Origin of the sequence: Collinsella sp. OM08-14AT, assembly GCF_003438115.1 — a bacterium.
Taxonomy (GTDB): domain Bacteria; phylum Actinomycetota; class Coriobacteriia; order Coriobacteriales; family Coriobacteriaceae; genus Collinsella.
Window position 1 is genome coordinate 1 of the sequence record NZ_QSTE01000022.1, and the last position, 25481, is coordinate 25481.

The following is a 25481-nucleotide window of genomic DNA, read 5'->3' on the forward strand; positions in this document are numbered from 1 at the left end:
GCAAATATGAGTACTGATACTCTTTTAGTAGCAGTAATTTTGACCAAATTTAAGGTGATTTGACGTGTCGATCGAGCAGATAAGCTGCCGTATCTCCTCAAGTGTTCATTAAAGGAAGACCTTGATGCGAATAAATCTCATTAAGATCTTCTTTTATTAACGAAAATAATGTAGCTACAACGGTAACAGTACTCATATTTGCCGTTTTTTGGCCACAGTCCTTCGGAGGGTCCTTGAAAATAGTCCCGAGCCGGCACTTGGGGACGTTCCTATAATGCCGGCACTTAGGAGCGTCCCCAAGTGCCGACACCGCGTCTGCCTGCGGCGGCCGCGCCCCGCTGCGTCGCTCCGCACCCTTGCGGGTTCGAATCCCTCCGCTTGGCGGCGTTGGCTCGATTTGCTTGACGTGAGGGGCTCTTGGCTGGTGTGGGACGGAGGGATTCCGCGTCCGCCTGGTCGGCGGCCGCGCCCCGCTGCGTCGCTTCGCTCCTTGCGTGCTGCGCTGGAAAACGCTTCGCGTTTCCTCAGCTCCGCACCCTTGCGGGTTCGAATTCCTCCGCTTGCCCACAAGAAAGCGCCCTGGGCCGTTATGGGCTTAGGGCGCTCAGTTTTAATGGCTGGGACGGAGGGATTCGAACCCCCAACAGCCGGCACCAAAAACCGGAGTTCTACCGTTGAACTACGTCCCAATGTGTGGTGTTGCCCAAAAGCAACTCGTCTAGTTTACCTAATCTGCGAGGGCATCGCAAACGCCGTCGAGTAGGCGTACGGCGAGCGTCTGCGCGTCGCTGGCCGTGAAGGTGCCGTTGTAGCGCGTCATGCCCGTGAGCTCAATGCGAATGCGAGCCGGCTTCTGCTGCGCGGCGACATTGGCGGTGCGGATGCGCTGGGCCAGGTTGTGGCACTCGGCGAGGGCAATCGTGGCGCGTGGCGCGGCGTCGGCGGGCAGCTCGTCGCTTGCGATCTCGAGCACCAGGTCAACGTCGGTTGGGACCTCGGAGTCGCAGAGCATCATGCCGCTGTTGTCGGTCGTTGCCGTGGCGATGTTCCACATGCGCGAAGCAACGCTGCGTGCGATGGGGTCCTCACCGATAACGGCGATCTGGAAGCGCTCGAGCACGTTGGCGGCGCGAGCAAAACCGATGCGGGACTCGGCTTCGGTGACCGAGGGCTTGCCCTCCCACACATGATGCAGGCGGTTGATGTAGGCGTAGGTGTCCTGGAAGGCCATGCCGTCGGCAAACAGGCCGACATTTTCCTGGAACTGCTGCAGGGCGGCCTCGGTATGCGGACCAAAGTAGCCGTCGTCTTCGCCACAGGCAAAGCCCAAAACGTTGAGAGCGCGCTGCAGGGCCTGCACATCGGCGCCATGGAAATTGGGCATGCGCAGATACAGGGTGCGGTCGCCCAGCTTATACGAGGCGTCGACCAGGGCGCTCCAACAGGGGATATCGACGGCATGACCGGCAGCAAGGCCACTGTCGAGCCTGAAGGTGCTGACGGCCTGCTCGGTGGTGGTGCCAAAGCGCTTGTCGGCGACCTCGTCGGCATCGATGGTGTAACCGAGCTGCAGAAGGCGGGACTGAACATCCTCGACGGCTGCTCCCTGCATGCCCGTGGTAATAGGTTCCATGAACGAACCCCTTTCGGCGTACGATTCGTACTATTTTGAGCGCGTGTCGGATAGACAACGCGAGACAATGCATAAACATGCACTCAACAGTGTAGCAACTTGTACCCAAACTCGCTGCCCACAGGTTTTATGACCCCCGCTAGTTAAGACGCTCCACAAAGAAATCTGCCATTGAGAGGAAGAGCTCGCGCGCATGCGGGTCGAGCTCGACGCCTTCGATAGCGGCCTTGGCCTTAGCGGTCAGGTCGAGCGCATAGGTGTGGGCGTAATCGATGGAGCCGGTCTCCTGGAAGATCTCCACGGCGCGTGCGAGCTGCGCAGGGTCCTCGGTGCCCGAGGAAAGGATTGCCTCGATCTCGTCGTGATAGCGCTCGTCTGACAGGGCATGCACGGCAACGAGGGTGCGCTTGCCCTCGGTGATATCGGTGCGGAAGTCCTTGTTGGCGGCCTCCTTGGTGCCGATCAAGTTGAGCAGGTCGTCTTGAATCTGGAAGGCAAGGCCCGTGTGCAGCCCAAAGGCGCGCAGTGCCTCAATCTGCTCTTCGCTGCCGCCGCCGATAATGGCTCCGGCGGCAAGCGGCGTCGCTCCGCTGTAGTACGCGGTCTTGTGCGTCGCCATGTCCAGATAATCGTCGACCGAAATGTCAAAGCGCCCGTCGCGGACCCAGCCCAGGTCGAGCGCCTGGCCCTCGATGGTACGGACGATCATTTCGGTAAGCTCGTGGAGCACGCGAAGCTTCACGTCTGCGTTGAGTGTGGGGTCGTCGAGAACCGTCTTGGTGACCATGGTGAGCGCCAGGTCACCGCAGTTGATGGCAAGACCGGTGCCCTCGGTAAGGTGCATGCAGGGCTTGCCGCGACGAATCTGCCCGTTGTCGGCGATGTCGTCGTGGATGAGTGCGCCCGACTGAAAGTGCTCGATGGCCGCCGCTGCGCTGCGGGCGCTCTCAAAGCTGCCGCCTACCGCAGTGGCGGCGAGCATGCAGATGAGCGGGCGGTGGCGCTTGCCAGCGTTTGCCGTAAATGCCGAGAGCGGGGTATACAGGTAGCGCTCGATATCGGCGGAAGTCGCCTGTCCGTCAAAGAACGTGGCCAGATAGTCGTTAATCTGGTCAAAGTGCTGGGCTAAAAAGCTGGTAAACGGACTGGACACGGGTTCTCGCATTCTTTGATAGGTTGCATCGTTGCATTATGCAGACAACATATTGCCACATTAGGGCGTCGAGCGCGGCGGTTGAAGACGATTGGTCCATGCGGCCGCAAGTGCGGTAGGGGCTTGGCTAGATAAGCCCAAAGTGTTCGAGCGCGGTGACGACGCCGTCGTGGTCGATGCTGCCGGTGACATAGTCGGCCTTTTCCTTGAGGAAGTCCGGTGCGTTGCCCATGGCGATGCCAACGTCGACGGCGTTCATCAGCGAGACGTCATTGCTGGCGTCGCCGATGCCGTATACGGTTCCGTGGTGGGGATCGAGGGCGTCGAGTACGGACTGGATACCCTCGCGCTTGGTGCATTCGCGAGGCGAAATCTCGGTCACTTCGAGCTCGAGCTCGTTAAAGCAGAGCAGCGGCTCAAACGCTTGATCCTGAGCGATGCGGTTGGCAAGCGACGTGGACATTAAGATCTTGTAGGCGCTGTAATGTTGCAGCTGCGTAATTGCATCGCCCACGGTGCGGGCGTATCCGGGGGCGTCGGGCGCATCGGCACTCATGCGAACGACGCCATTGAGTCCCTCAAAACGAATCACTTCGTCCGATTGCTCAAGAATGGGAGCAAGGCGCTGCAGCATGCCGGGCGTCATCGCCAAATCGCGAATCACGTGTCCCTCAAGTTCGACATAGCCACCCGCGAGGCAGACGATGCCGGTCCAGGGCAGCTCGAGCAGCTTTGGATGGATGCAGCTCAGCGTGCGCCCTGTGCAGATAAACGCCATATTGCCCTTGGCGACAAAATCACGGATGGCTTGCGAGACCGCTTCATTGGGATAGGGGGAGAGGTCTCGCTCGCTCTCGGGAAGCTCTTGTGCCACTCGAGGGTCTTGCCAGGCGAGTGTTCCGTCGATATCGAAGAAGCAGATATCGCCGCGCTTATGGGCTGCGCTGGCGGAAGGGGAGGCCGAGGTGGTGGGCACAAATCCCGGCTCGAGGCCCATGATCTGGTCAAAATGCTCTTTAACGCGGGGAACGGAGATGCCAATAATCACCTGGGCGGTCTTGCCCGTAATGATGAGGCCCTTGGCGCCCACCGCGACAAACGACGCATTATCTGCAACGATGGAAGGGTCTGCGACCTCGACGCGCAGGCGCGTGGCGCAGTTGGTTGCGCCCACGATATTGCCAACGCCACCTAAAAGCTGAATTACCCGCTCAGCGAGGACGTGATCTTGATCGGATTGAATACTGACCTCGCCATTGGGAGATTGCTCTTTGGCAAAGCCGCTTCCCGTTAAACGATCGATTGCCGCGCGATTGGAGACATGATCCTCGCGGCCCGGCGTCTTAAGGTCATAGACCAAGATGAGTGCTCGAAAACTAACAAAAAAGATGAGGCTAAAGGCAAGACCGATACCGAGCGCCAAAAGGTAGGAGCCGGCATGCATTCGCATGAGCGGGATGAAGTTGAAGGCCGTCATTTCCATGAGACCGCCCGAGAAGATGCCGACGATGCCAAAGAAGTTCATGGTCATGGCAAGGCAGGAGGACAGGACGGCGTAGAGCAAAAAGAGTCCGGGATAGGTGAACATAAAGAGAAACTCGAGCGGCTCGGTGACGCCGCAGACCACCGAGGCGACGATGGCGGGCAAAAGGATGACCTTAAGGCCGGCGCGGCGTTCGGGTTTGGCGGTGAAATAGAATGCTGCCGCGATGGCGGGAAGGCCAAAGAGCTTGCCCCAGCCGGTGGCGGTAAAACCTGCCCAGGGCGCAAGTTCATTTAAAGGGCGCGTGCTATGGGAGAGAATGGGGAGCAGGTTGGTCCACGTGGCGTAAATACCGTCGTGAATGACCAGATTGTCGTAATAGATGGGCATATAGAGCAGATGGTGCAGCCCCATGGGCTCGAGCGCTCGCTCCAAAAACACAAAGATGCCCACGCCGAAGGGGCCGACGCCCGCAAGTGCGTGGCGCAGCGTTTCGGTCACAGCGTATGCGAAGGGCACGATGGCGGCCGAGATGGCGGCAAGGGCAAACACGGCAAAAAAGCTGATGAGGTAGACCAGCGAGGAACCCGAGAAGGTGCCGAGCCAATCGGGAACCTTGGCATCGTAGAAGCGGTCATGGATGGCAACGACGGTTGCCGACACCGCCAGCGGGCCGATAATGCCGGTGTCGAGCGTCTTGATGCCGTCGATGACGGTGATACCGCTGGCGGGGGTCAAAGATGATGGGTACTTAAGCCCAAGGTTGTCTCCGCTCAGCTTAATGATCTCGCTCAAAAAGAAGCAATAGGCAAAATAGGCCACGAGTGCCTCGAGGCAGCAGCGCGCCGGTTGCTTTTGGGCAAGACCGATAGGCAGCGCTACGGCAAAAAGGAGCGGGAGACGTTTAAAGACCGTCCACGAGCCGCGCTGGATGATGGTCCAGAAAACGTACCAAGGGGTTCCGTATACGGCGAGGTCGCCGACGATGTCTACGGTCGTGGCGAGGGCGGAGATGCCGACCATGAGGCCTGATATAGAAAACAGCATGGCGGGCGCGAACATTGCCCCGCCAAAGCGTTGGATTTTTTGCAGCATATTCTGCCTCTCGACCATAAGCCCGCCGTGTCTGCGGTGGAACGTTTAAACAATGAGTTAATTGTAGGGGAGTGAGCGTTCGCCGCATTGTTGGTTTTGATTCGAATCGATTGGAGCATCACGGGCGCCGTTGACAGTTAATAATCGGTGCTTTGCCGATAGACGGTTTAAACAACCCAAAGAAATGCTATCGTGCCTAGCCATACATATTCATTAGAGGTGAAATCATGCCAAAAGCGATTTACGAAGGAATCTACCGCGAGATCCGTTCGCGCATCATCAACGGGACCTATGCGTTTCAGGAGATGCTGCCAACCGAAGCCGAGCTGACCGCGGAGTTTGGCTGCACGCGCAATACCGTTCGACGCGCCTTGAGCATGCTGGCCGACCAGATGTTTGTGCAGCCTATACACGGTAAGGGCGTGCGCGTTATTTGGCTTAAGGGCGAAACCGACATGCTGGGCGCACTCGAAGAGGTTGAGTCGTTTGGCGAGTTCGCAAAACGCAACAATGCCGTCGCATCGACCGAGGTCAAGTCTTTTGAACATTTGATTTGCACTGAGCAACTCTCTCGTCGCCTGGGCTTTAAGGTGGGCGAGGAGCTGATTCGCGTAGTGCGTGTCCGAAGCCTCAACGGCAGCGCGCGCCAAGTGGACCATGGCTACTTTTTGGCGTCGATCGCCAAGGGCCTGACCCCCGAGATCGCGGCGGATTCTATCTACGGCTATCTGGAGCACAAGCGCGGCGTCAAAGTGATGGCGAGCCGTCGTACGGTGAGTGTCGAGCTCGCCAACGATGAGGACTGCAGCTACTTGGACCTTGGCAAGTACAACTGCGTCGCCGTTATGGAGAGCCAGTCGTACACCTCGGACGGCATCTTGTTCGAGGTCACGCATGCCCGCACGCATCCCGAGATCTTCCACTACCGCGTCAACTCCAAGCGATAGCCGGCTAGCTCGCAGCCTGACGAGACTCATGCCCTCAAAGCGAAAACGCCCGGTCAAACCGACGATGCATCGGCTTGATCGGGCGTTTTCTCTGCATTCGATAATAAATAATTGTTTATACAAAACTTGTCAAGTATCAAGTTGAAATTACCGTTCACCGAAGTTTTTCTACCGCTCTAGTAATACTTGTTCAAACAACTAGCCAAATAGCGTATTGTACAAGTCAGCAAAAGGGGCAAAGTCCCCGAGCCAATCTCCGAAGGCGGCGGCAAAGGGTGCCGCCACGGTGTGAAAGGGTGGATTGTAATGAAGAACGAAATGAGCAGAAGGCAGTTCCTGGGCTTTGCTGGTTCCGCGGCTGCGGTTCTTGGTCTGGGCCTCGTGGGCTGCGGTGGTTCTGCCGGCTCTGGCTCCTCTGCTTCCGGTGACGCTGCCGAGGTCTACTTCCTCCAGTTCAAGCCCGAGGTCGACAAGGAGTGGAAGGAGATCGCCAAGGCGTACAAGAAGGAGAAGGGCGTCGAGGTCAAGATCGTGACCGCCGCCTCCAACACCTACGAGGAGAAGCTCAAGTCCGAGATGTCCAAGAGCTCCGCTCCGACGCTGTTCCAGGTCAACGGCCCCACCGGCCTTAAGAACTGGAAGGACTACTGCGCCGATCTTTCCGACACCAAGCTCCGCGGCGAGCTCATCGACGACTCCCTGGCGCTGCAGTCCGACGGCAAGGATCTGGGTATCGACTGGGTTCAGGAGAGCTACGGCATCATCTACAACAAGGAGCTCCTCGAGAAGGCCGGCTACAAGGCCGAGGACATCAACTCCTTCGACAAGCTGAAGGCTTGCGCCGATGACATCCAGGCCCGCAAGGACGAGCTCGGCGTTGACGGTGCCTTCACTTCCGCCGGCATGGATGACTCCTCCAGCTGGCGCTACACCACCCACCTCGCCAACCTCCCGCTCTACTACGAGTTCGAGAAGGAGCACAACCAGGAGGACGACGAGATCAAGGGCGAGTATCTCGACAACTTTAAGCAGATCTTCGACCTGTACATCACCGACTCCACCTGCGATCCTTCGCAGCTCGCCTCCAAGACCGGTGACGACGCCACCAACGAGTTCGCAACCGGCAAGGCCGTCTTCTACCAGAACGGCTCTTGGGCCTACGCCGACCTCACCAAGGCCGGTATGACCGACGACCAGCTCGGCATGCTGCCGATCTACATCGGCGTCGACGGCGAGGAGAACCAGGGCCTGTGCTCCGGCGGCGAGAACTACTGGTGCGTCAGCTCCCAGGCTTCCGAGGATGCCCAGAAGGCCACCGAGGACTTCATGTATTGGTGCGTCACTTCTGACACCGCCACCAGCATCATCGCTGACAAGATGGGCCTGACCGCCCCGTTCAAGAGCGCTAAGGAGACCACCAACGTCTTCTCTCAGCAGGCCGTTGCTATGGCCAAGGACGGCAAGAAGACCGTCGCTTGGGACTTCGTTTACATCCCCTCCGAGGAGTGGAAGAAGAACCTCAAGCAGGCTCTCATCGCTTATGCTGCCGACAACACCAAGTGGGACGGCGTCAAGAACGCCTTCGTCGATGGCTGGAAGACCGAGAAGGCTGCTTCCGAGTAAGCAGTTGCTGCCCAAGCTATCTGATTAGCGACAGGGGGCGGGCAGACGTAGGTTTGCCCGCCCCCTGCATATTGAAAGGACCCTTCTATGGGCAAAGCACTCAAGCGCTGGTGGCCGCTCTTTATGCTGCCCACGTGCCTGGCGTTTATGATCGGGTTCGTGATTCCCTTTATCCAGGGTTTCTATCTCTCGTTCTGCCAGTTTATTACCATCAATAACGCGCACTTTGTCGGTATCGAGAACTACGTGCGCGCACTGACCGACCCGCAGTTCTCCACGTCGTTCTTCTTTACCGTGGCGTTTGCCTTCCTGTCGACGGTGCTCATCAACGTGATCGCGCTGGCCATTGCGCAGGCGCTCACTCGCAAGGCGCTCAAGGGCACCAACATCTTCCGTACGATTTTCTTTATGCCTAACCTGATTGGCGGCATCGTGCTGGGCTACATTTGGCAGATTCTGATCAACTGCCTGCTCTCCAACGTGGGCGCCCAGCTCATCGCCCTTAACTCTGCTGCTGGCTTCTGGGGCCTTATCATCCTGACCCTGTGGCAGCAGGTCGGCTACATGATGATCATCTACATCGCCGGTCTGCAGTCCATTCCGTCTGATTACATCGAGGCCGCCAAGGTCGACGGCGCTACGGCATGGCAGGCGTTTTGGAAGGTTAAGATCCCCAACCTGATGCCGACCATCACCATCTGCCTGTTCCTGTCCATCACCAACGGCTTTAAGCTGTTCGACCAGAACCTCGCCCTTACCGGTGGTGCCCCGGCGCACTCCACCGAGATGCTCGCCCTGAACATCTACAACACGTTCTATTCGCGTGCTGGCATCGCATGGCAGGGCATCGGTCAGGCCAAGGCAGTTATCTTCTGCATCCTGGTTGTCGCTATTTCTATGATCCAGCTTAAGGCCACGAGGTCCAAGGAGGTGCAGCAGTAATGAAACGCGATAAGGCTATTAACCGCGCGCTCTCGATCTTCTTTACGATTCTGTCGCTCGCGTGGATCTACCCTGTGTTCATGATTGCGCTCAATTCCTTTAAGAAGGGGACCGCAATCAGCACCACCACGGCGTTCGATCTGCTCACGCCCGAGACGTTCAACGGCCTCGCAAACTACGTACACGCTCTTAACGAGCAGGGCTTTGCCTCGGCGTTTATGTACTCGCTCATCATCACAGTCACGTCGGTCGTGCTGATTCTGGTGTGCTGCTCCATGTGCGCTTGGTACGTGGTTCGTGTCAACAACAAGATCTCGAACTTCTTCTATTACCTGTTCGTGTTCTCGATGGTCGTACCGTTCCAGATGCTGATGTTCACGCTGTCCAATTTGGCGGACCGCATCGGCTTTAATACGCCGTTCAACATCTGCTTTATCTATCTGGGCTTTGGCGCGGGCCTGGCGGTCTTTATGTTCGCCGGCTTTGTAAAGAACATCCCGCTCGAGATCGAGGAGGCGGCCATGATTGACGGCTGCAACCCGGTTCAGGTGTTCTTTAAGATCGTTCTCCCCATCATGAAGCCCACCTATCTTTCGGTCGGCATCCTCGAGACCATGTGGGTCTGGAACGACTACCTGCTGCCCTACCTTACGCTCGACTCCACCAAGTACAAGACCATTCCTATTTTGATCCAGTACTTCCGCGGCGGCTATGGCCACGTCGAGCTCGGCCCCATGATGGCCTGCATCATGATGGTCGTTGTCCCCATCGTCATCATGTACATCTTCTGCCAGAAGTACATCATCGACGGTGTGGTGGCAGGTGCCGTCAAGGGCTGATGCCGTAACTGTTTTGCAAGTTTGGGCGGCGCCCCTCAGCGCGGCGCCGCGTATCGAAAGGTAGAGACATGGCCGAGATCGTTCTCAAACATGTTCAGAAGGTGTATCCCAACAACGAGTCAAAAAAGAAGGGCTTCTTTGGCAAAAAGAAGAAGACCGAGGAGAAGAAGCACAACCTCAAGGTTACCGAGGACGGTGTGCTCGCTGTAGAGGACTTCAACCTCACCGTTCACGACCAGGAGTTCATCGTCCTCGTTGGCCCCTCTGGCTGCGGTAAGTCCACGACGATGCGCATGGTCGCCGGCCTGGAGGACATCACCTCCGGCGACGTGCTCATCGACGGCAAGCGCGTCAACGACGTGGCGCCCAAGGACCGCGACATCGCCATGGTGTTCCAGAGCTACGCTCTGTACCCCAATATGACGGTGTACGAGAACATGGCATTTACGCTCGAGCTCAAGAAGGTCCCCAAGGACGAGATCGACCGCAAGGTTCGCTCTGCTGCCGAGATCCTGGGCATTACCGAGTATCTCGACCGTAAGCCTAAGGCGCTTTCGGGTGGCCAGCGCCAGCGCGTCGCCATCGGCCGCGCCATCGTGCGTGACCCCAAGGTCTTCCTGATGGACGAGCCGCTGTCCAACCTGGATGCCAAGCTTCGTAACCAGATGCGCGCCGAGCTCATTAAGCTGCGTCACGAGATCAAGGGCACCTTCATCTACGTTACCCACGACCAGACCGAGGCTATGACCCTCGGCGACCGCATCGTGGTCATGAAGGACGGCGTCGTCCAGCAGATCGCCACGCCGCAGGAGGTCTTCAACCATCCCGCGAACATCTTCGTCGCCGGCTTCATCGGCGTGCCGCAGATGAACTTCTTCGATGCCCAGCTGGTGCGCTCGGGCAACGGCTTTACTGTCAAGACCGAGGATATGAACGTGGCGCTCGCCCCGGAGACTTGCGCTCAGCTTGCCCTCAACTGGGACGGCGGCGACGTGAAGGAGATTACGGCCGGCGTGCGCCCCGAGCAGATCCTGCTTGCCGACAAGGGCGAGGAGGGTGCGCTCCAGGGCACCGTCGAGGTGACCGAGCTCATGGGCTCGACCGAGCATGTCCATGTGACCGCTCCCGACGGCCAGTTTGTCCTGATTATCCCCGTCGTCGACCTCGAGGCCAAGGGCGCGCTCAAGGCTGGCGACCCCATCTGGTTCAAGTTCGAGAAGAACGCGACTCATCTCTTCGATAAGGTGTCTGGCAAGAACCTTATCTAGGCCCGGTGCATCCAGGCCCTCCCTTTGGGCGACTGCGGCTTTGCCATCCTTTTGCCGCGGTCACATATAAGGCTCCCCTCCCGTCCACTGGGCGAGAGGGGAGCCTTTCTTTGTGTTGGGGCTTTCCGTCTGTCAGTTTGTCTTGATCTGTAACAGGTAGGGCCGATTTCGGACGTTAGATGTTACAGATCGAGACGGTTCCGCTGAGCTAACCATTTCATCTAAATCTGTAACACCAAAGGCGAATTACACCTGCTAGATGTTACAGATTGAGATAAACCCAAGGGGAGGGGCCGGTATGTCTCAATCTGTAACGGCTGGGACCGTTTTGGTTGAGTAATTGCTACGGATCGAGATTGTTTGGCCGAGTCGGATCACAGGGTAACGTGCGGGCACAAAAAACGGAGCCGTGTTGCCACGACTCCGTTTCTCAAGAGGATGGGTAAGGGAAGCGAAATTAGTTCAGGTGCCAGATCTCGTCGTTGTACTGGGAGATGGTGCGGTCGGACGAGAAGGTGCCAGCGTTGGCGATATTGATGAGCGCCTTGCGCATCCAGGCGTCCTGGTCCTCGTAGTCGGCCAGTACGCGCTCCTTGGTCTGGATGTACTCCTCAATGTCGAGCAGGGCCATAAACCAGTCCTTGCCCTTAATGTCGTCGTGCAGGCGCTGCAGGCGCTCGGCGTTGCCGGTCGCCATAAAGGCGGGGTTGGTGATAAAGTCCACCAGCAGCTTGATACCGGGCTTGCGGTAGAGTGCGCTGGCGTTATAGCTGCCGTCGGCGTAGAGCTGCTCGACCTGTTTGGACGAGGCACCAAAGGTATAGATGTTCTCGTCGCCCACGAGCTCGGCAATCTCCACGTTGGCGCCGTCGAGCGTGCACAGGGTTAGGGCGCCGTTGAGCATGAACTTCATGTTGGAGGTGCCGCTCGCCTCCTTGGAGGCCAGGCTGATCTGCTCGGAGATGTCGGCGGCGGGGATCACGCGCTCGGCGGCGGTGACGTTGTAGTTCTCGATCATGACAACCTGCAGGTAGGGAGCCACGTCGGGGTCGTTTGCAATCCACTGCGACAGCGTCAGGATCAGATGGATGATGTCCTGCGCGATAGTGTAGGCAGGGGCCGCCTTGCCGCCAAAGATGATGGTGACGGGGTGCTTAGGCTTATTGCCGTTCTTGATGTCGAGATACTTCCAGATTATGTAGAGCGCGAGCATCTGCTGGCGCTTGTACTCGTGGATACGCTTGACCTGAACATCGATGATGGCGTTGGATGGGATCGTCACGCCCTGTTCGAGCGCCATGAACTGGCGCATGATGGCCTTGGCCTCGGTCTTGGTGGCGGCCAGGCGCTCAAGAACATTCTTGTCGTCGGCGAACTTGGCGAGTTTGCTCAGATCGCCGGTGCTGCGCCAGTCGGTGCCGATCACATCGTCGAGCAGGCTGGCGAGCGCGGGGTTGGCCCCATGGATCCAGCGGCGGAAGGTGATGCCGTTGGTCTTGTTGGAGAACTTCTCGGGATAGATCTCGTAGAACGGATGAAGCTCGGTGTCCTCCAGAATCTTGGTGTGGAGGGCGGCTACACCGTTGATGGAGAAGCCAAAGTGGATGTCCATGTGGGCCATGTGGACGGTGTCGTATTCGTCGATGATGGCGACGCGCGGGTCATCGTGCTCGGCTTTCGCGATCTCATCGAGCTTGACGATAATGTCGGCGATGGCAGGGGAGACCTTCTGCAGGCTAACGAGCGGCCACTTCTCGAGCGCCTCGGCAAGAATCGTGTGGTTAGTGTAGGCGACCATGGAGCGTACGATGGTCACGGCCTCGTCAAACTCGATGCCATGCTCGGTGGTGAGCAAGCGAATGAGCTCGGGGATGACCATGGTGGGGTGCGTGTCGTTAATTTGGACCACGGCGTAGTCGGCCAGATCGTGCAGGTTGCTGCCGCGCTCGATGGCCTCGTCGATCAGGAGCTGGGCGGCGTTGCTCACCATGAAGTATTCCTGGTAGATGCGAAGCAGGCGGCCCTGCTCGTCGGAATCGTCGGGGTAGAGGAACAAGGTGAGGTTCTTGGCGATCTCGGTCTTGTCGAAGTCGATGGAGCTGCCGGGGACCAGGCCGTCGTCGACGCTCGCCAGGTCGAACAGGCGCAGACGGTTCTTGGTGGGCTGGCCGTAACCGGGCACGTCGATGTTGACGAGCTTGGAGGTAACGGCAAAATCGCCGAACTCGACGGTGTAGGAGCGGTCGTCGTCGACTAGGATGTCCTGCTCACCGAGCCACTCGTCGGGGACGGCCTTCTGCTGGTTGTCGACAAAGCGCTGACGGAACAGGCCGTAGTGATAGTTGAGGCCCACGCCATCGCCGGTCAAGCCCAGCGTGGCGATGGAATCCAGGAAGCATGCGGCCAGGCGGCCCAGGCCGCCGTTGCCGAGCGACGGCTCGACCTCGAACTCCTCGATCTTGTTGAGGTCGTGGCCTGCGGCGGTGAGCTGGTCCTTAACCTCGTCGTAGATGCCGAGGTCGATCATGTTGTTGATGAGCAGCTTGCCGATCAAAAATTCGGCGGAAATGTAATAGAGCTTTTTCTTGCCGTTGTTGAGCGGGCAGGCGGCGGAGCGCTCCTGCACGAGTTTGACCAGCAGCTTGTAAATGCGACGGTCGTCGAGCTGCTCGAGCGAGGTGCCAAAAGACTGCTCGGCGAGTTCCATGAGGTTAATTTGGGGCATGTTTCCTCCTGTAATGGGTTGATTACATGTCTGCAATTCATAAGAATCCCGCGCGAGGGGATTGGGGTGGCCTCGCGCGGGTAAGCAAGCGCGTCCGCACGGTGGGGAGGGGTCGGGCGCGGTAGCTCCTATTGAGGAAGCTCGATTTCGGCTTCCGACGGGATGCGGAAGTAGGTCTCGGTCCAGTCGGTGAGTTTGTGCTCGAGCTCGCGGGTGATGGCGCCGTCGAGCATGCGCCAGGTCCAGTTGCCGCCCAGCGTGGCAGGGGTGTTGATGCGCGCCTCGTTGCCCAAGTTGAGCAGGTCCTGCATGGTGTAGATGCACGTGTCGCTCACGCTGGCTGCGATGGTTCGGTTGAGCGCGTCGGCGATGGGTTCGCCGGCCTGCTGATGGGTGTACAGAGCTGTCTGCTCGCGCTGACGCGGGGTAGCCGTTCCTTCAAACCAGCCGCATGCCGTCTCGTTGTCGTGAGTGCCCACGTAGGCGACGGTGTTGGCAATGTAGTTGTGCGGCAGGTAGTACGAGTTAGTGCCCTCAAAGGCAAACTGCAGGATCTTCATGCCGGGGAAGCCCGAGTTGTCGCGCATATCGATGACGCCGGGGGTGAGGAAGCCCAGGTCCTCGGCGATGATGGGCAGCGTGCCGAGCTTTTCCTCGAGTGTCTTGAAGAGCTTGAGGCCGGGACCCTGCGTCCACGAACCGTAGGACGAATCAGGCGAGGAGAACGGCACCTCCCAATAGGCCTCGAAGCCGCGGAAGTGATCCAGGCGGATGACGTCGTACATGTCGAGGGCGGCGCGAATGCGGCCCTCCCACCAGGAGAAGCCGTCGGCCTCCATGGCGTCCCAGTCGTAGATGGGGTTGCCCCAGTACTGGCCGGTAGCCGAGAACTGGTCGGGCGGCGTGCCGGCGACGCTCACGGGATTGCCGGCGGCGTCGATCTTAAAGAGCTCAGGTGTCGCCCACATCTCGACGGAGTCACGCGAGACATAGATGGGCAGGTCGCCGATGATGAGAATGTCGCGCTCGTTGGCATAGGCCTTGAGGCGGCTCCACTGGCGATCGAAGAAGTACTGCGTCATCTGGTGGTAGAGCATACGCGCCGGATGGTCGGCGCAGACCTTGGCGGAAGCCTCGCCGCGGGTGCGGAGCTCCGCGGGCCACTCCCAAAACGCCTTGAGACCGCACTCCTCTTTGACGGTCATGAACTCACAGTAGGGGATGAGCCAGTCCTCGTTGGCCTGGATAAAGTCATCGAAATCGGCCGGCTTGTCGGCAGCAAAGCGCTCGGCGGCGCGGTCGAGAATCTGACGGCGGCCGCCAAAGATAGCACCGTAGTCGACATTGCTGGGGTCGGATCCCAGATACACGCCATCGATATCGCGCTGCTCCAGATACCCTGCCTCGATAAGCTCGGCAAAGTCGATAAAGTTGGGGTTGCCTGCGCGGGCCGAGAACGACTGATAAGGCGAATCGCCATAGCTGGTCGTCGTAAGGGGCAGAATCTGCCAGTAATGTTGTTTGCACGAGGCGAGAAAATCGACGAAGTCGTAGGCATTCCAGCCAAAGCCGCCGATTCCGTATGGTCCGGGCAGAGATGAGACGGGCATGAGGACGCCGCTTGCACGCTCCATGAATGCGCTCACCAACCTTCTTGTTGTGGGGTCGGCCTGCCGATGGGTGTGCAGTCCGCCTCCGATGTTCTGATTCGATACGCCTATTGTAAAACATGTTGTTTAAACATGTACAGGCAAGATAAAAAAGTTGGTCGATTTTCGGCGAATGGCTACATGCCATGAAAAAGCCCCGACCTCACAACGTGAGATCGGGGCAAGAACGGTATGTAGGTTTTTGCTACTCGGCGTCGGCGAAGCCGTTGGGGTTGTGGCTCTGCCAGTTCCAGCTATCGCGGCACATGTCCGCGATGTCGTACTGGGCCTTCCAGCCCATCATGCGCTCGGCCTTGGAGGCATCGCACCAGTTGGCAGCGATGTCGCCGGCGCGGCGCTCGCGGATCACGTAGGGCAGCTCCTTGCCACAAGCCTTGGAGAAGGCGGCGACGACCTCGAGTACCGAGGTGCCGGTGCCGGTGCCCAGGTTAAAGATCTCGACGCCGGTCTTGCCGTTCATCCAGTTAAGGGCGGCAACGTGACCAGAGGCCAGATCGCACACGTGGATGTAGTCGCGCACGCCGGTGCCGTCGGGGGTGGGGTAGTCGTTGCCAAAGACCTGAACGGCCTCGAGCTTGCCCACGGCGACCTGGGCGACATAGGGCACCAGGTTGTTGGGGATGCCCTTGGGGTCCTCGCCGATCAGGCCCGACGGATGAGCGCCGATGGGGTTGAAGTAACGGAGCAGCACGACGTCCCACTCGTGGTCGGCGGTGTGGACGTCCATAAGGATCTGCTCGATCATCCACTTGGTCCAGCCATAGGGGTTGGTTGCGGGCTTCTTGGGGTCTTCCTCGGTGACGGGCGGGTTGTCCGGGTCGCCGTAGACGGTCGAGGAGCTCGAGAAGATGATGGACTTGCAGCCATGGTTGCGCATGACGTCGATGAGCACCAGGGTGTTCTCGATGTTGTTGTGGTAGTACTCGACGGGCTTGCTCACCGACTCGCCGACGGCCTTAAAGCCGGCAAAGTGGATGACACGGTCGATCTGATGGGTATCGAAGATCTTGTTCATCGCATCGCGGTCGAGCACGTTGGCCTCGTAGAAGGTGAGGTTCTTGGCGGCCTCGTCGCCCACGATGGTCTTGACGCGGTCGACGGCGACGGCGCTGGAGTTGGAGAGATCATCGACGATGACGACCTGGTAGCCACCCTCGAGCAGCTGAACGACGGTGTGCGAGCCGATAAAGCCGGCGCCACCGGTAACGAGGACGCAGGTGTCTTTGGGGTCGAGTGCTTTGGACATGTAGTCTCCTATCGAATCAGGAACACTTCTAGAGGGGAGTATAGCGCAGGCGGGGACGCCCAAATGGTGCACTGTAGGAAAAGCAGAGGATTATGTTAACGTACTCATATAAGAGCTTGCTCAATTGTTACCTCAAATTTGACAATTGCTTACGAGCCGCCGACCTTGTAGTTTCCTGCCGTTCGTGGAAATCGTTGGGACGCGCCATATGTACGCTAATATGTATGAGTTAAGCGACATATAAATAAGCATGTAACGGAGTACATATGTCACCAAACAGCGATTCCATCCTTTCCCAGGAGCTCTCGCGCCGCACTGCCCTTAAGGCCCTGTTCGGCGCCGCTTCTGCGGCAGTTCTTTTTGGCCTGCCCACTCGCGCCCATGCGGCGGAGGCTTCCAAAGAAACCACCGATAAATTGAATGCCGCCCAGGCCCAACTCGACGAGGTTCAGGCCCAGCTCGACAGCATCGCAAATGAGTATGCGGCGCTGGCCAACAAGAATGCCCAGACCCTCAACGACATCGAGAATGTCCAGGGCAAGATTGACGACACGCAGGCCCAGATCGATGAAAAGAAGGCCGAGCTCAAGAAGAAGCGCAACGACCTTTCCGATCGCGTGGCCGCCAGCTACAAGTCCGGCGGTACGAACATCCTGTCGCTGCTGCTGGCCTCTGGCTCGTTTGAGGAACTCGTCGCCAACGCGCATTACGTTGAGAAGATCAACAAGAGCGACCGCGATGCCATCGAGGATATCCAGACGATTCAGGCCGAGCTCGACGCACAGAAGACCGAGCTCGAAGCACAAAAGGCTGACCTGGAGAAACTCAAGGATCAGCAGATGGCTCAGATGCAGGATATGCAGGCCAAGCAGCAAGAGGTCCAGACCGTGCTGAACGGTCTTTCCGACGACGTCAAGGAGCTCATGGCTCAGCGTGATTCCGAGATTCTCGCTGCCGCCCAGGCCGAGGAGGCCGCTAGGAAGGCCGCCGCTGCCGCGGCTGCCGCGAACAAGAACAATTCCTACTCGGGTGGTTCGAGCTCGGGCGGTGGATCGTATGCGCCCGGAACTCCGCAGCAGAATGCCGGCTCGGGCAAGCAGCAGGCCGTCGTCAACGCGTGCTACTCCACGCCTTCGCCGGGTCAGAACTGGTGCGCGGCGTGGGTTACCAATGTCTTCCGTAACGCCGGCGTTGGCTACTTTGGCGGCAACGCGTGTGACATGTTCAACGCCTGGTGCTATAGCTCCGACCGCTCGGCGCTGCAGGTGGGCATGATCGTGGCCGACTCCTCGCATAGCGGCACGGGTGCTCCGGGCCTTATCTACGGTCATGTGGGTATCTACGTTGGCGGCGGCATCGTTATGAGCAACGAGGGTGCCATTACGTCTAAGTCGCTTGATTCGTTTATTAGCTTCTATGGTACTGGCTCTGGCGTGCGTTGGGGCTGGCTTGGCGGTATTGCGCTGTCGTAACGGCGGTTTGAAGTAAGTTGGTCCGTGGCTGCCCGGAAGGCATTAGGTTGCCTGCTCGGACAGTCCTGCTCGCACGGAGAGCACATTAAGTGCTCTCCGGCTCGTGCGGAACTCGCGATCAACCTAATGCCTTCCGGGCAGCCACGGACCTCTCGGATCCAATGCGTCACACACCGGACTGGTTGTCTGAATAAATATGGCGAAGGCCCCTTTCGGGGCCTTTTTTAAATGAATTTATCGACTCCGTGGACTTCGGTTTTGGAATTTGGAGCCGACGGCTCACCAAAGTGGAAAATGAAATATAACCTAGCTGCAATAATCGCCTTGTTGCGAACTCGAACTGATCATGTAGATTTAAAATAGCCGCAATTTGCAATTGTCGAGCGGTGCGTTGGGTTGGAGCTGCTGCGGGTCCTATATGGATTGCGGTCTTGCGCCCCGATGTCCAAATAGGTCTCTCTAGACGGGAAGTTGCTCATGGACACCATATATGACGGAGACGGCTGGGTCGATCATTATAGTTGGCGACTAGTCGGCTCGGATGACAATGGGGATGTGGTGTTTGATGGACTATGTCCAAAGCATCTCCATCCTTTTGTTTCGTCGTTAATTGAGAGTTCCGCTCGTGTTGCCCCCTACAGCTCGGCGTCGCTTCATGATACGGACGTTTTGAAGACCATAAGGGAATCAATTGACGAGGGCACGATGAGCAGCCCGCTGTTTTCTCAGCTTGTGGGGCTAGATGAGATTGGCTCGAAACGGCTGCTTGCGGGCGAAAAAGTGGAACTCACTTATCGGTCGATGATTTCAATCCTGCGGCTAGCCGATGTTCTTCGCAAATAAATGATAACGGGACAAGTGAGCTAGATCACTTGTCCCGTTATTAATTAAAGTGGATCGCGGTGGGCAGGCTATAAAAATTCGCCGACTCGGTGGACTTCGGGTTCGAGGTCTACGTCGAATTGGTCTTTGACGGCTGTTTGGATGTGGCGGATGAGTTCGTCGACATCGGCGGCGGTGGCGTGGTCGGCGTTGACGATGAAGCCGCAGTGCTTTTCGCTCACCTGCGCGCCGCCAATGGCGTGTCCTCGCAGGCCGGCGTCCATGATGAGCTTGCCGGCAAAGTGGCCCTCGGGGCGCTTGAAGGTGGAGCCGGCACTCGGCATGTCGAGCGGCTGCTTGTCCTCGCGGCGCTGGCGGTAGTCGTCCATGTCGGCCTTGATCATCGCGGCGTTGCCCGGGGCGAGATTGAAAGTGGCCGAAAGCACGATGAAACCGTCGTCGGCAATGCGGCTCTTGCGATAGCCCAGGTTGAGCTCATCGACATCGAACTCGATAATGCTGCCGCTACCGCGGGTGCCGTCGTCGAGCATGCGTGCGGGCTTATAGACGCGCACGGACTCCAGCACATCGGCCATGCAAGCGCCGTATGCTCCGGCGTTCATGTAGCAGGCACCGCCGACCGATCCGGGAATGCCCGAGATGGGCTCCATGCCGGTAAGGCCGGCCTCGGCTGCCGCGGCTGCGACATCGGAAAGCAAGGCGCCGGCTGCCGCCGTGACGTGCGTGCCGTCGACCGTAATGTCGGAGAGGCCCTCGCCAAGCGCTACGACGACGCCGCGGATGCCCTTGTCGCCGACGAGCAAGTCGGAGCCGTTGCCCACGATGGTGAGTGGTAGATTGCAGCGATAGCAGGTATCGAGCGTGGCGACGAGTCCCTGCTCGGTATCGGGCGTGACAAAGACGTCGGCCGGACCGCCGATCTTAAACGTGGTGTGCTCGCGCATGGGCTCGCTCATCAGCACGTTGTCCTCGCCGGCAACGCCAGCGAGCGCGCACAGCAGGTCCTCGTTAAAAAAGTCGTTCTCGTGCATACGAATATCAGCCTTTTGGTGGTCGTTGTCATCAATCGATTGCAATATACCCCACCCGGACGGATTTGGTGCGCTGGCGGCGATAAAACAGCCGTCCACCGGATTGGTAAAGTGTTTATCATCGAGGTAGAGGGGCAGTCGCTATACTTTCAAGAGATTGCGCGTAAACCCGGAAGGAGCGAGATGGCCAACAAAGTCACCCTCAAGCAGATCGCCCAGGAGGTGGGGCTTTCCCCCTCGTCGGTCTCGCTTGTTCTCAATAATCGGCCCTGTCGCATTTCAGAAGAAAACCGCAAGCTTATCAAGGAGGTTGCGGCGCGCAACCACTATGTTCCTAACCAGATCGCGCGTAGCCTGGTCATGCGCGAGTCGCGCACACTGGGCCTTATCGTTCCCAATATCGAGAGCCGCTTTTTTGCCTCGCTCGCCGGCAGTTTGGAAAAGCGCTGCCGCGAGGACGGTTACGCGCTCTTTATTACCAGCTCGGGTGGAAGCGCCGATGACGATTTGGAACTGCTGCGCCAGCTGGTGACGCGCGGCGTCGACGGCGTCTTTCTGGTAGTGGGTGACGAGTTCTCCGACGATCGCGCCCTGCGCGAGGAAGTGAGCCATCTGCCCATCCCTGCCGTGATGGTCGACCGCGCCATTGAGGGCCTCGAGTGCGACAAGGTGATGTTCGACCACGAGATGGGCGGCTACATGGCCACGCGGTATCTGATTGAGCAGGGTCATCGCCGCATCGCCTGTTTGGTTAACGCGCGTCGCTCCAATACGGGCCGCAAACGACTTGCCGGTTACGAGCGCGCGCTGCGCGAGGTGGGACTGCCCATCGACGCGCGCCTGGAGTTTGAGAGCGAGTACTACATTCCGAGCGCATACGAGGCCTCGGAGGCGGTGCTTGCAACCGATGCCACCGCCGTGTTCGCAAGCTCGGACAACATTGCCCTCGGTCTGCTCAAGCGCTTGCACGAGATGGGGAAGAGCATCCCGGGCGATATCTCGGTGGTGAGCTATGACAACTCGGCGGCCGACGTTCTCTTTGAGCCGGCGCTGACCGCGATTGAGCAGGATCCTGGTGTCCTTGCGGAGCATGCTTTTGGCTGCATGTCCAAGCGTCTTGCCGGTAGGGGCGGTAGACGTGCCGAAGAGGTCGTTCTGGAGCCGGCGCTTATCGTGAAGGGCAGTGTGCTTGACCTTACCGAATATAGCTAAGCGCACTTGTTTGTTTGCATAGATTGCATGCGGAGTGTCCGCTATTTGCCGGCGGGGCCGGGGAGGCATACTTTGTTTTGAGAAGTTCGCGGAGCCCACTTCTCAAAACAAAGCAGGCACCCCGGCCCTCGTCCGTGAACTTTTCCGCTGGGCGAGCCATAGATGCCGCGCACCGATACGGTAAAGCGGCGGCTTGAAATTGGTGCTATATTCAGCTTGAGTTGTTTAATGCTAGTACGGGAGGCTGATATGGGGCTGTTCAAGAAGAAAAACCCGCAGGATGCCTTTGATCCCGATGTGTTTACCATCACGGATACGATTTTGGACCCGCCGCGGTTTACATTTTTGCCGGCTATCTATCAGGATGCCACGCGCCGCAAGTGGGCCGTGCATCAGCGCGGCGGCGAGCCGAAGATTTTTGACTATGCGGACGTGCTTCAGTGCGAAGTAGCCGAGGCGGGCGATCCGGAGGCCGATGAAGCGGTCTCTAAACAGGAATTTGCCCAGCGTATTCTGGCAAATCCTGCTAAGGCGGCAAAAATGAACGCTGCCAAGCGTAATATGTGTCTTGGTATGGGCGTTGTTGTGGCGGTTCAGACGGGAAAAGACGAGGTTTCCAAATTGGAGATTCCCGTTATGACCGACGAAGTCAAACGCGATTCAAGTCTATATAAGTCGTATCGGAATGTCGCCGAGAAGATCAAGGCCGAATTTGATGCCATGGGAGGGCTGGCCTAATTTTGGCGGAATACGTTTCTGAATGAGGAGTCTGTGCTATGGCAGGCGAATCTTATGCAATTCCCCCCAAAGATCGTGCTGTTGAGGGAATTCTTTGGTATATCCAGCACCATCAACTTGCCGGCGGTGATCGCCTGCCGGCCGAGCGCGTGCTGTGTGAAGAGATTGGCGTTTCGCGTACGGCGTTGCGTGCCGGTATCACGCGACTCATCTCGTGCGGAACGCTCGAGAGCCGTCGCGGATCGGGTACGTATGTGTGTCCTCCCAAACCGCTCAATATCTTTCAGGAAACGTATAACTTCTCCGATGCTGTGCGGACTGCCGGCCTGCACCCCTCTTCTCGTCTGGTTTCCACTGGGACCATCGAGGCGGATGAGGTGCTTGCCGACAAGCTTGGGGTGTCTGTAGGTGCTCCTTTGCTCCGCATGCAGCGCGTTCGACTTATTGAGGGCGAGCCGGCGTCAATCGAGACGGCTCACGTTAACCTGTTCCTGTGCCCATCGCTTCCCGAGCACGATTTTGAGTGCGAGAGCCTTTACGATGTCTTGCTCAAAGAAGGCGGCGTGCGTGTTGAGCATGGACGTGAGCATATCTCCATCTCGCGTTTGAACGCCGAAGAGGCCGAGCTGCTCCAGCAAGAAGAGGGAACGCCGGTGTTCTATGAGAGCACGATCGAATTTGATAAGGACATGCGTTTTGTGGAGCATTGCAAATCGGTGATTTTGCCCACAAAGTTCCGCTTTGCCGATAACGGCGAAGAGAACGGCATGAGGAGCGTGGCAGGTGAACAATGGCTGAAACAGTAGATGCCACCCCGGTTTATATGCGCATTCGACGCCGCATCGAGGAACGTATCGAGCGCAGTATATATCCCACGGGTTCCATGATTCCGTCCGAAAAAGACCTTGCCGAGGAATTTGGTACGACACGCTTGACCATCCGAAGCGCTGTCGATGAGCTGGTTCGGCGCGGGCAGATTCGCCGTGTTCGGGGAAAAGGTGCCTTTGTGGCGCAGAAAGTACCTGCTTTTTTTGAACGCACGGTCGGTTTCCGTGAATCGGTCCGTGCTTCGGGCGGCGAGCCGTCCGTCCGTATTCTCGCGCGTTCCAAGCGTTATGCGGGGCCATATTACGCCGACCTGTTTGGCATCGCCGAGGACGACCTGCTCTATTCCGTTCGACGCCTGAACTGCATAAACGGTAGCCCCGTATCGATTGAGACGGCGCTGATTCCCTGCCTGCTGTTCCCAACCATCGAAGATATTGACGTGTCGGTCTTCAGTTTGTACGAGACCTATGAGATGCTGGGCCGAAAGCCAGTCATGGCACAGGAAAAGCTCGATATCGAAGCGCTGGGCGCACGAGATGCCGGCCTCCTTGGACTGGAACAGGGCGATCTTGTTTTGCTTTTGGAATGCGTGAGCTATGACGCGAGCGGTCAGGCTATCGAGTATGTAAAGTCCTTCAATCGTGGCGATACGGGCGGCTACACCTATACGTACTAGCTGGTATTTTGTGAATAACGGCTGGGAAACTAACCAGTTTGATCGTTGGGTCAGCTGTATATACAACCTTACAGGGCTCAAAATCGACCGTTCGCCGATGGGGATAAATTAATCGACAAAGAGGTATCAAAAAGCCGTAACCTGTAACTGTGATTGGTATCAAATACTAATGATTTGTTACGAGGTGAGACGATGAAGATGCTCGATTACGTTCAGCTTGCCCATGTGCGTATGGGGGAGAACCTCGAGCGTTCGTCTGAGCTGGTAGCGCAGCTCGTTGATATTTTCCAGTCCGGTTCTTTTGACGCGCTGCGCATCGTTGCTTCGGGTTCGTCGCGCCATGCCGCCGATTGCGCCCGCGATTACCTGCAAGATGCCCTGCAAATGCAGGTGTCCGTTGTGACGCCCGAGGCCTTCGTTGATTTTGAACACACCTATCCGCAGCATGCGCTCAACATTGCCGTTTCGCAGAGTGGCTATTCGACCAATACGATTGCGGCGCTCGATTACATGCGCGCACACGATATGGCTGCAGTTGCGCTCACGGCAAACGTCGAGGCACCCATCAAGGAACACGCTGACATCGTTCTTGACTACGGTGTGGGCGTCGAGTCGGTGGACTTTGTGACTCTGGGCGTCGAGGTGCTCGTTGAGTACCTGGTGCTCTTTGGTATTTACGGCGGTCAGGCGCGCGGAACGATTGACGCCAAGGGCGTTGCCCAGCGTCTTGACGACCTGCGCGAGGCCATCCAGGCCAATGCCGTGATGTGCAAGACCGCCGAGGCATATGTCCAAGACCACATGCTCGAGCTTTCTGAGCACACGCCCGCCATGGTCGTCGGCAACGGCCCCAACTATGGCGTTGCCGAAGAGGCGGCCCTCAAGCTGAGCGAGACCATCAAGATTCCTGCCATGCATCACGAAGGCGAGGAGTTCGTCCACGGTCCCGAGATGCAGATCGTTCCGGGCTATCTGGTGTTTATCGTCGACGATCCGCAGGGGTCGGAGCGTCTTGCGAATATCGCTGATGCGCTATCGAACGTTACGACAAAAACGGTGCTGCTCACGGCCCATCCCAAGGGTAGGGCTCACGAGGTTGCGGTGCCTCAGGTGGCTCCGCTGCTCAGCGCAATTCCCAATCTTGTGTTCTTCCAGACGATTGCGGCCATGATAGCCGAGCGTCTGAAGTCATGGGACGTGCACCCGTATCTTGATGCCGTCTCCAAGCAAATGGAGGTCAAGGCAGAGGGCTACGAAGAGTCAGTCAATGCGCTTAAGGCCAAAGCGGCCGAGTGTTACGGAATGTAAGCGGGTTTTGATGCCCGTTGGCATGGGGGATGTGGAAACAACCCCAGAAAGGAGAGACAAATGAAGGAAACCGAGAAGATCGAGATCATGCATTTCGACCAGGAGGGCTATCTCGAGGACGGCAAGGCGCTCTACGAGACCGGCAAGAAGATGACCGCGCTCGCCGACAAGGTCGCCGACGAGGGCTACGACGCCGTGTTCCTGATGGGCGTCGGCGGCACCTGGGACGAGCTCATGCAGCTCGAGTACCTCATGAACAAGTTCGGCGACCGCGACCTCGAGGTCTACCTGATCCACGCCGCCGAGTGGAACGTCATGGGCCACAAGCGCATGACCGAGAAGTCCGTCGTGCTCACCGCCTCCGAGTCCGGAACCACCCCCGAGGTCCTCGAGGCCGTCAAGAAGATGAAGGGCATGGGCGTGCGCGTCTACGCCATGACCAAGCCCGAGGGCCCCATCGGCCAGGCTGTCGGCGCCGAGAACTGCGTCGCCATGGCTTCTGACCATGGTTCGGGCGGCTGTGAGAAGGGCTACTACCTCGCCGACTGCTTCGGCCTGCGCCTGCTCAACCGCCGCGGCTGCTTCCCCAAGTTTGACCTGTTTATCGAGCAGACCAAGGACATCTGGAAGGACATGCTCGATATCCGCAAGCGCTTCGAGCCGCGCGCCGAGGAGCTCGCCAAGAAGTACGCCCTGGCCCCCTACACCATGTTCATCGGCTCCGGCGCCCTGTGGGGCGAGACCATCCT

At 58.2% G+C, this 25481-nt stretch carries 20 protein-coding genes and 1 tRNA gene; 13 read left to right on the plus strand and 8 right to left on the minus strand.

Features of this window, described 5'->3' with window-relative positions:
* Positions 1-614: 614 nt before the first annotated feature.
* From DXC18_RS09650 to DXC18_RS09665, 4 genes are all read right to left on the minus strand, one after another.
* Positions 615-689 (minus strand) — tRNA-Gln (locus DXC18_RS09650).
* Positions 690-727: 38 nt separating this feature from the next.
* Positions 728-1633, minus strand: coding sequence for a peptidoglycan-binding protein (locus DXC18_RS09655; protein ID WP_197032236.1), 906 nt, complete (start codon positions 1631-1633; stop codon positions 728-730).
* Positions 1634-1772: 139 nt separating this feature from the next.
* A complete protein-coding gene (locus DXC18_RS09660) occupies positions 1773-2786 on the minus strand; it encodes a polyprenyl synthetase family protein (protein WP_089573618.1) in 1014 nt (337 codons plus the stop codon).
* 127 nt (positions 2787-2913) lie between these two features.
* The gene (locus DXC18_RS09665; RefSeq protein WP_117716993.1) at positions 2914-5382 is read right to left on the minus strand and encodes a PTS transporter subunit EIIC; all 2469 of its coding nucleotides are present in this window, start codon (positions 5380-5382) and stop codon (positions 2914-2916) included.
* 209 nt (positions 5383-5591) lie between these two features.
* On the opposite strand from DXC18_RS09665, the gene DXC18_RS09670 reads away from it, so the two are divergent.
* The 5 genes from DXC18_RS09670 (at position 5592) to DXC18_RS09690 (ending at position 10983) form a co-directional block, all read left to right on the plus strand.
* A complete protein-coding gene (locus tag DXC18_RS09670) occupies positions 5592-6311 on the plus strand; it encodes a GntR family transcriptional regulator (protein ID WP_055252172.1) in 720 nt (239 codons plus the stop codon).
* A gap of 306 nt (positions 6312-6617) precedes the next feature.
* The gene (locus tag DXC18_RS09675) at positions 6618-7934 is read left to right on the plus strand and encodes an ABC transporter substrate-binding protein (RefSeq protein ID WP_055252173.1); all 1317 of its coding nucleotides are present in this window, start codon (positions 6618-6620) and stop codon (positions 7932-7934) included.
* Positions 7935-8021: 87 nt separating this feature from the next.
* On the plus strand, positions 8022-8876 hold the full coding sequence (locus tag DXC18_RS09680) for a carbohydrate ABC transporter permease (RefSeq protein WP_117716994.1): 855 nt from the start codon (positions 8022-8024) through the stop codon (positions 8874-8876).
* Positions 8876-9715, plus strand: a complete 840-nt coding sequence (locus DXC18_RS09685) for a carbohydrate ABC transporter permease (RefSeq protein WP_089573621.1) — start codon at positions 8876-8878, stop codon at positions 9713-9715. The genes DXC18_RS09680 and DXC18_RS09685 overlap by 1 nt, the downstream gene beginning before the upstream one ends.
* 68 nt (positions 9716-9783) lie before the next feature.
* Positions 9784-10983, plus strand: coding sequence for an ABC transporter ATP-binding protein (locus tag DXC18_RS09690; protein WP_117640835.1), 1200 nt, complete (start codon positions 9784-9786; stop codon positions 10981-10983).
* 457 nt (positions 10984-11440) lie between these two features.
* Here DXC18_RS09690 and glgP read toward each other — a convergent pair whose 3' ends face one another.
* From glgP to galE, 3 genes are all read right to left on the minus strand, one after another.
* Positions 11441-13708 (minus strand): glycogen/starch/alpha-glucan family phosphorylase, encoded by a 2268-nt coding sequence (glgP, locus tag DXC18_RS09695; protein WP_117716995.1) that lies wholly within the window; start codon positions 13706-13708, stop codon positions 11441-11443.
* Positions 13709-13836: 128 nt separating this feature from the next.
* Complete coding sequence (malQ, locus tag DXC18_RS09700) at positions 13837-15342, minus strand: 4-alpha-glucanotransferase (RefSeq protein WP_117716996.1); 1506 nt, start codon at positions 15340-15342, stop codon at positions 13837-13839.
* Between the two features lie 220 nt (positions 15343-15562).
* Complete coding sequence (galE, locus tag DXC18_RS09705; RefSeq protein WP_117716997.1) at positions 15563-16624, minus strand: UDP-glucose 4-epimerase GalE; 1062 nt, start codon at positions 16622-16624, stop codon at positions 15563-15565.
* Positions 16625-16890: 266 nt separating this feature from the next.
* Here galE and DXC18_RS09710 point away from each other — a divergent pair, with 266 nt between their 5' ends.
* Positions 16891-18096 carry a CHAP domain-containing protein gene (locus DXC18_RS09710; protein ID WP_117584255.1) on the plus strand — a complete coding sequence of 402 codons (1206 nt, stop codon included), beginning with the start codon at positions 16891-16893 and terminating at the stop codon, positions 18094-18096.
* A gap of 477 nt (positions 18097-18573) precedes the next feature.
* Positions 18574-18939, plus strand: coding sequence for a hypothetical protein (locus DXC18_RS09715; RefSeq protein ID WP_117584256.1), 366 nt, complete (start codon positions 18574-18576; stop codon positions 18937-18939).
* A 68-nt stretch (positions 18940-19007) separates the two neighbouring features.
* Here the strand turns inward: DXC18_RS09715 and murB are convergent, their stop codons facing one another.
* Positions 19008-19970, minus strand: a complete 963-nt coding sequence (gene murB / locus DXC18_RS09720) for a UDP-N-acetylmuramate dehydrogenase (RefSeq protein ID WP_117717001.1) — start codon at positions 19968-19970, stop codon at positions 19008-19010.
* Between the two features lie 183 nt (positions 19971-20153).
* Between murB and DXC18_RS09725 the strand changes: the two genes are divergently transcribed.
* The 6 genes from DXC18_RS09725 to DXC18_RS09750 form a co-directional block, all read left to right on the plus strand.
* On the plus strand, positions 20154-21182 hold the full coding sequence (locus DXC18_RS09725) for a LacI family DNA-binding transcriptional regulator (protein ID WP_117584258.1): 1029 nt from the start codon (positions 20154-20156) through the stop codon (positions 21180-21182).
* A gap of 249 nt (positions 21183-21431) precedes the next feature.
* Complete coding sequence (locus tag DXC18_RS09730) at positions 21432-21920, plus strand: hypothetical protein (protein WP_117640898.1); 489 nt, start codon at positions 21432-21434, stop codon at positions 21918-21920.
* A gap of 38 nt (positions 21921-21958) precedes the next feature.
* The gene (locus DXC18_RS09735; protein WP_117716998.1) at positions 21959-22726 is read left to right on the plus strand and encodes a GntR family transcriptional regulator; all 768 of its coding nucleotides are present in this window, start codon (positions 21959-21961) and stop codon (positions 22724-22726) included.
* Positions 22711-23424: a GntR family transcriptional regulator gene (locus tag DXC18_RS09740; protein ID WP_117584261.1), complete on the plus strand. Its 714-nt coding sequence runs from the start codon at positions 22711-22713 to the stop codon at positions 23422-23424. Before DXC18_RS09735 ends, DXC18_RS09740 begins: the two co-directional genes overlap by 16 nt.
* Before the next feature lie 192 nt (positions 23425-23616).
* A complete protein-coding gene (locus tag DXC18_RS09745) occupies positions 23617-24732 on the plus strand; it encodes an SIS domain-containing protein (protein WP_117716999.1) in 1116 nt (371 codons plus the stop codon).
* Between the two features lie 60 nt (positions 24733-24792).
* The coding region (locus DXC18_RS09750; RefSeq protein WP_117717002.1) for an SIS domain-containing protein at positions 24793-25481 on the plus strand (689 nt) is incomplete at its 3' end.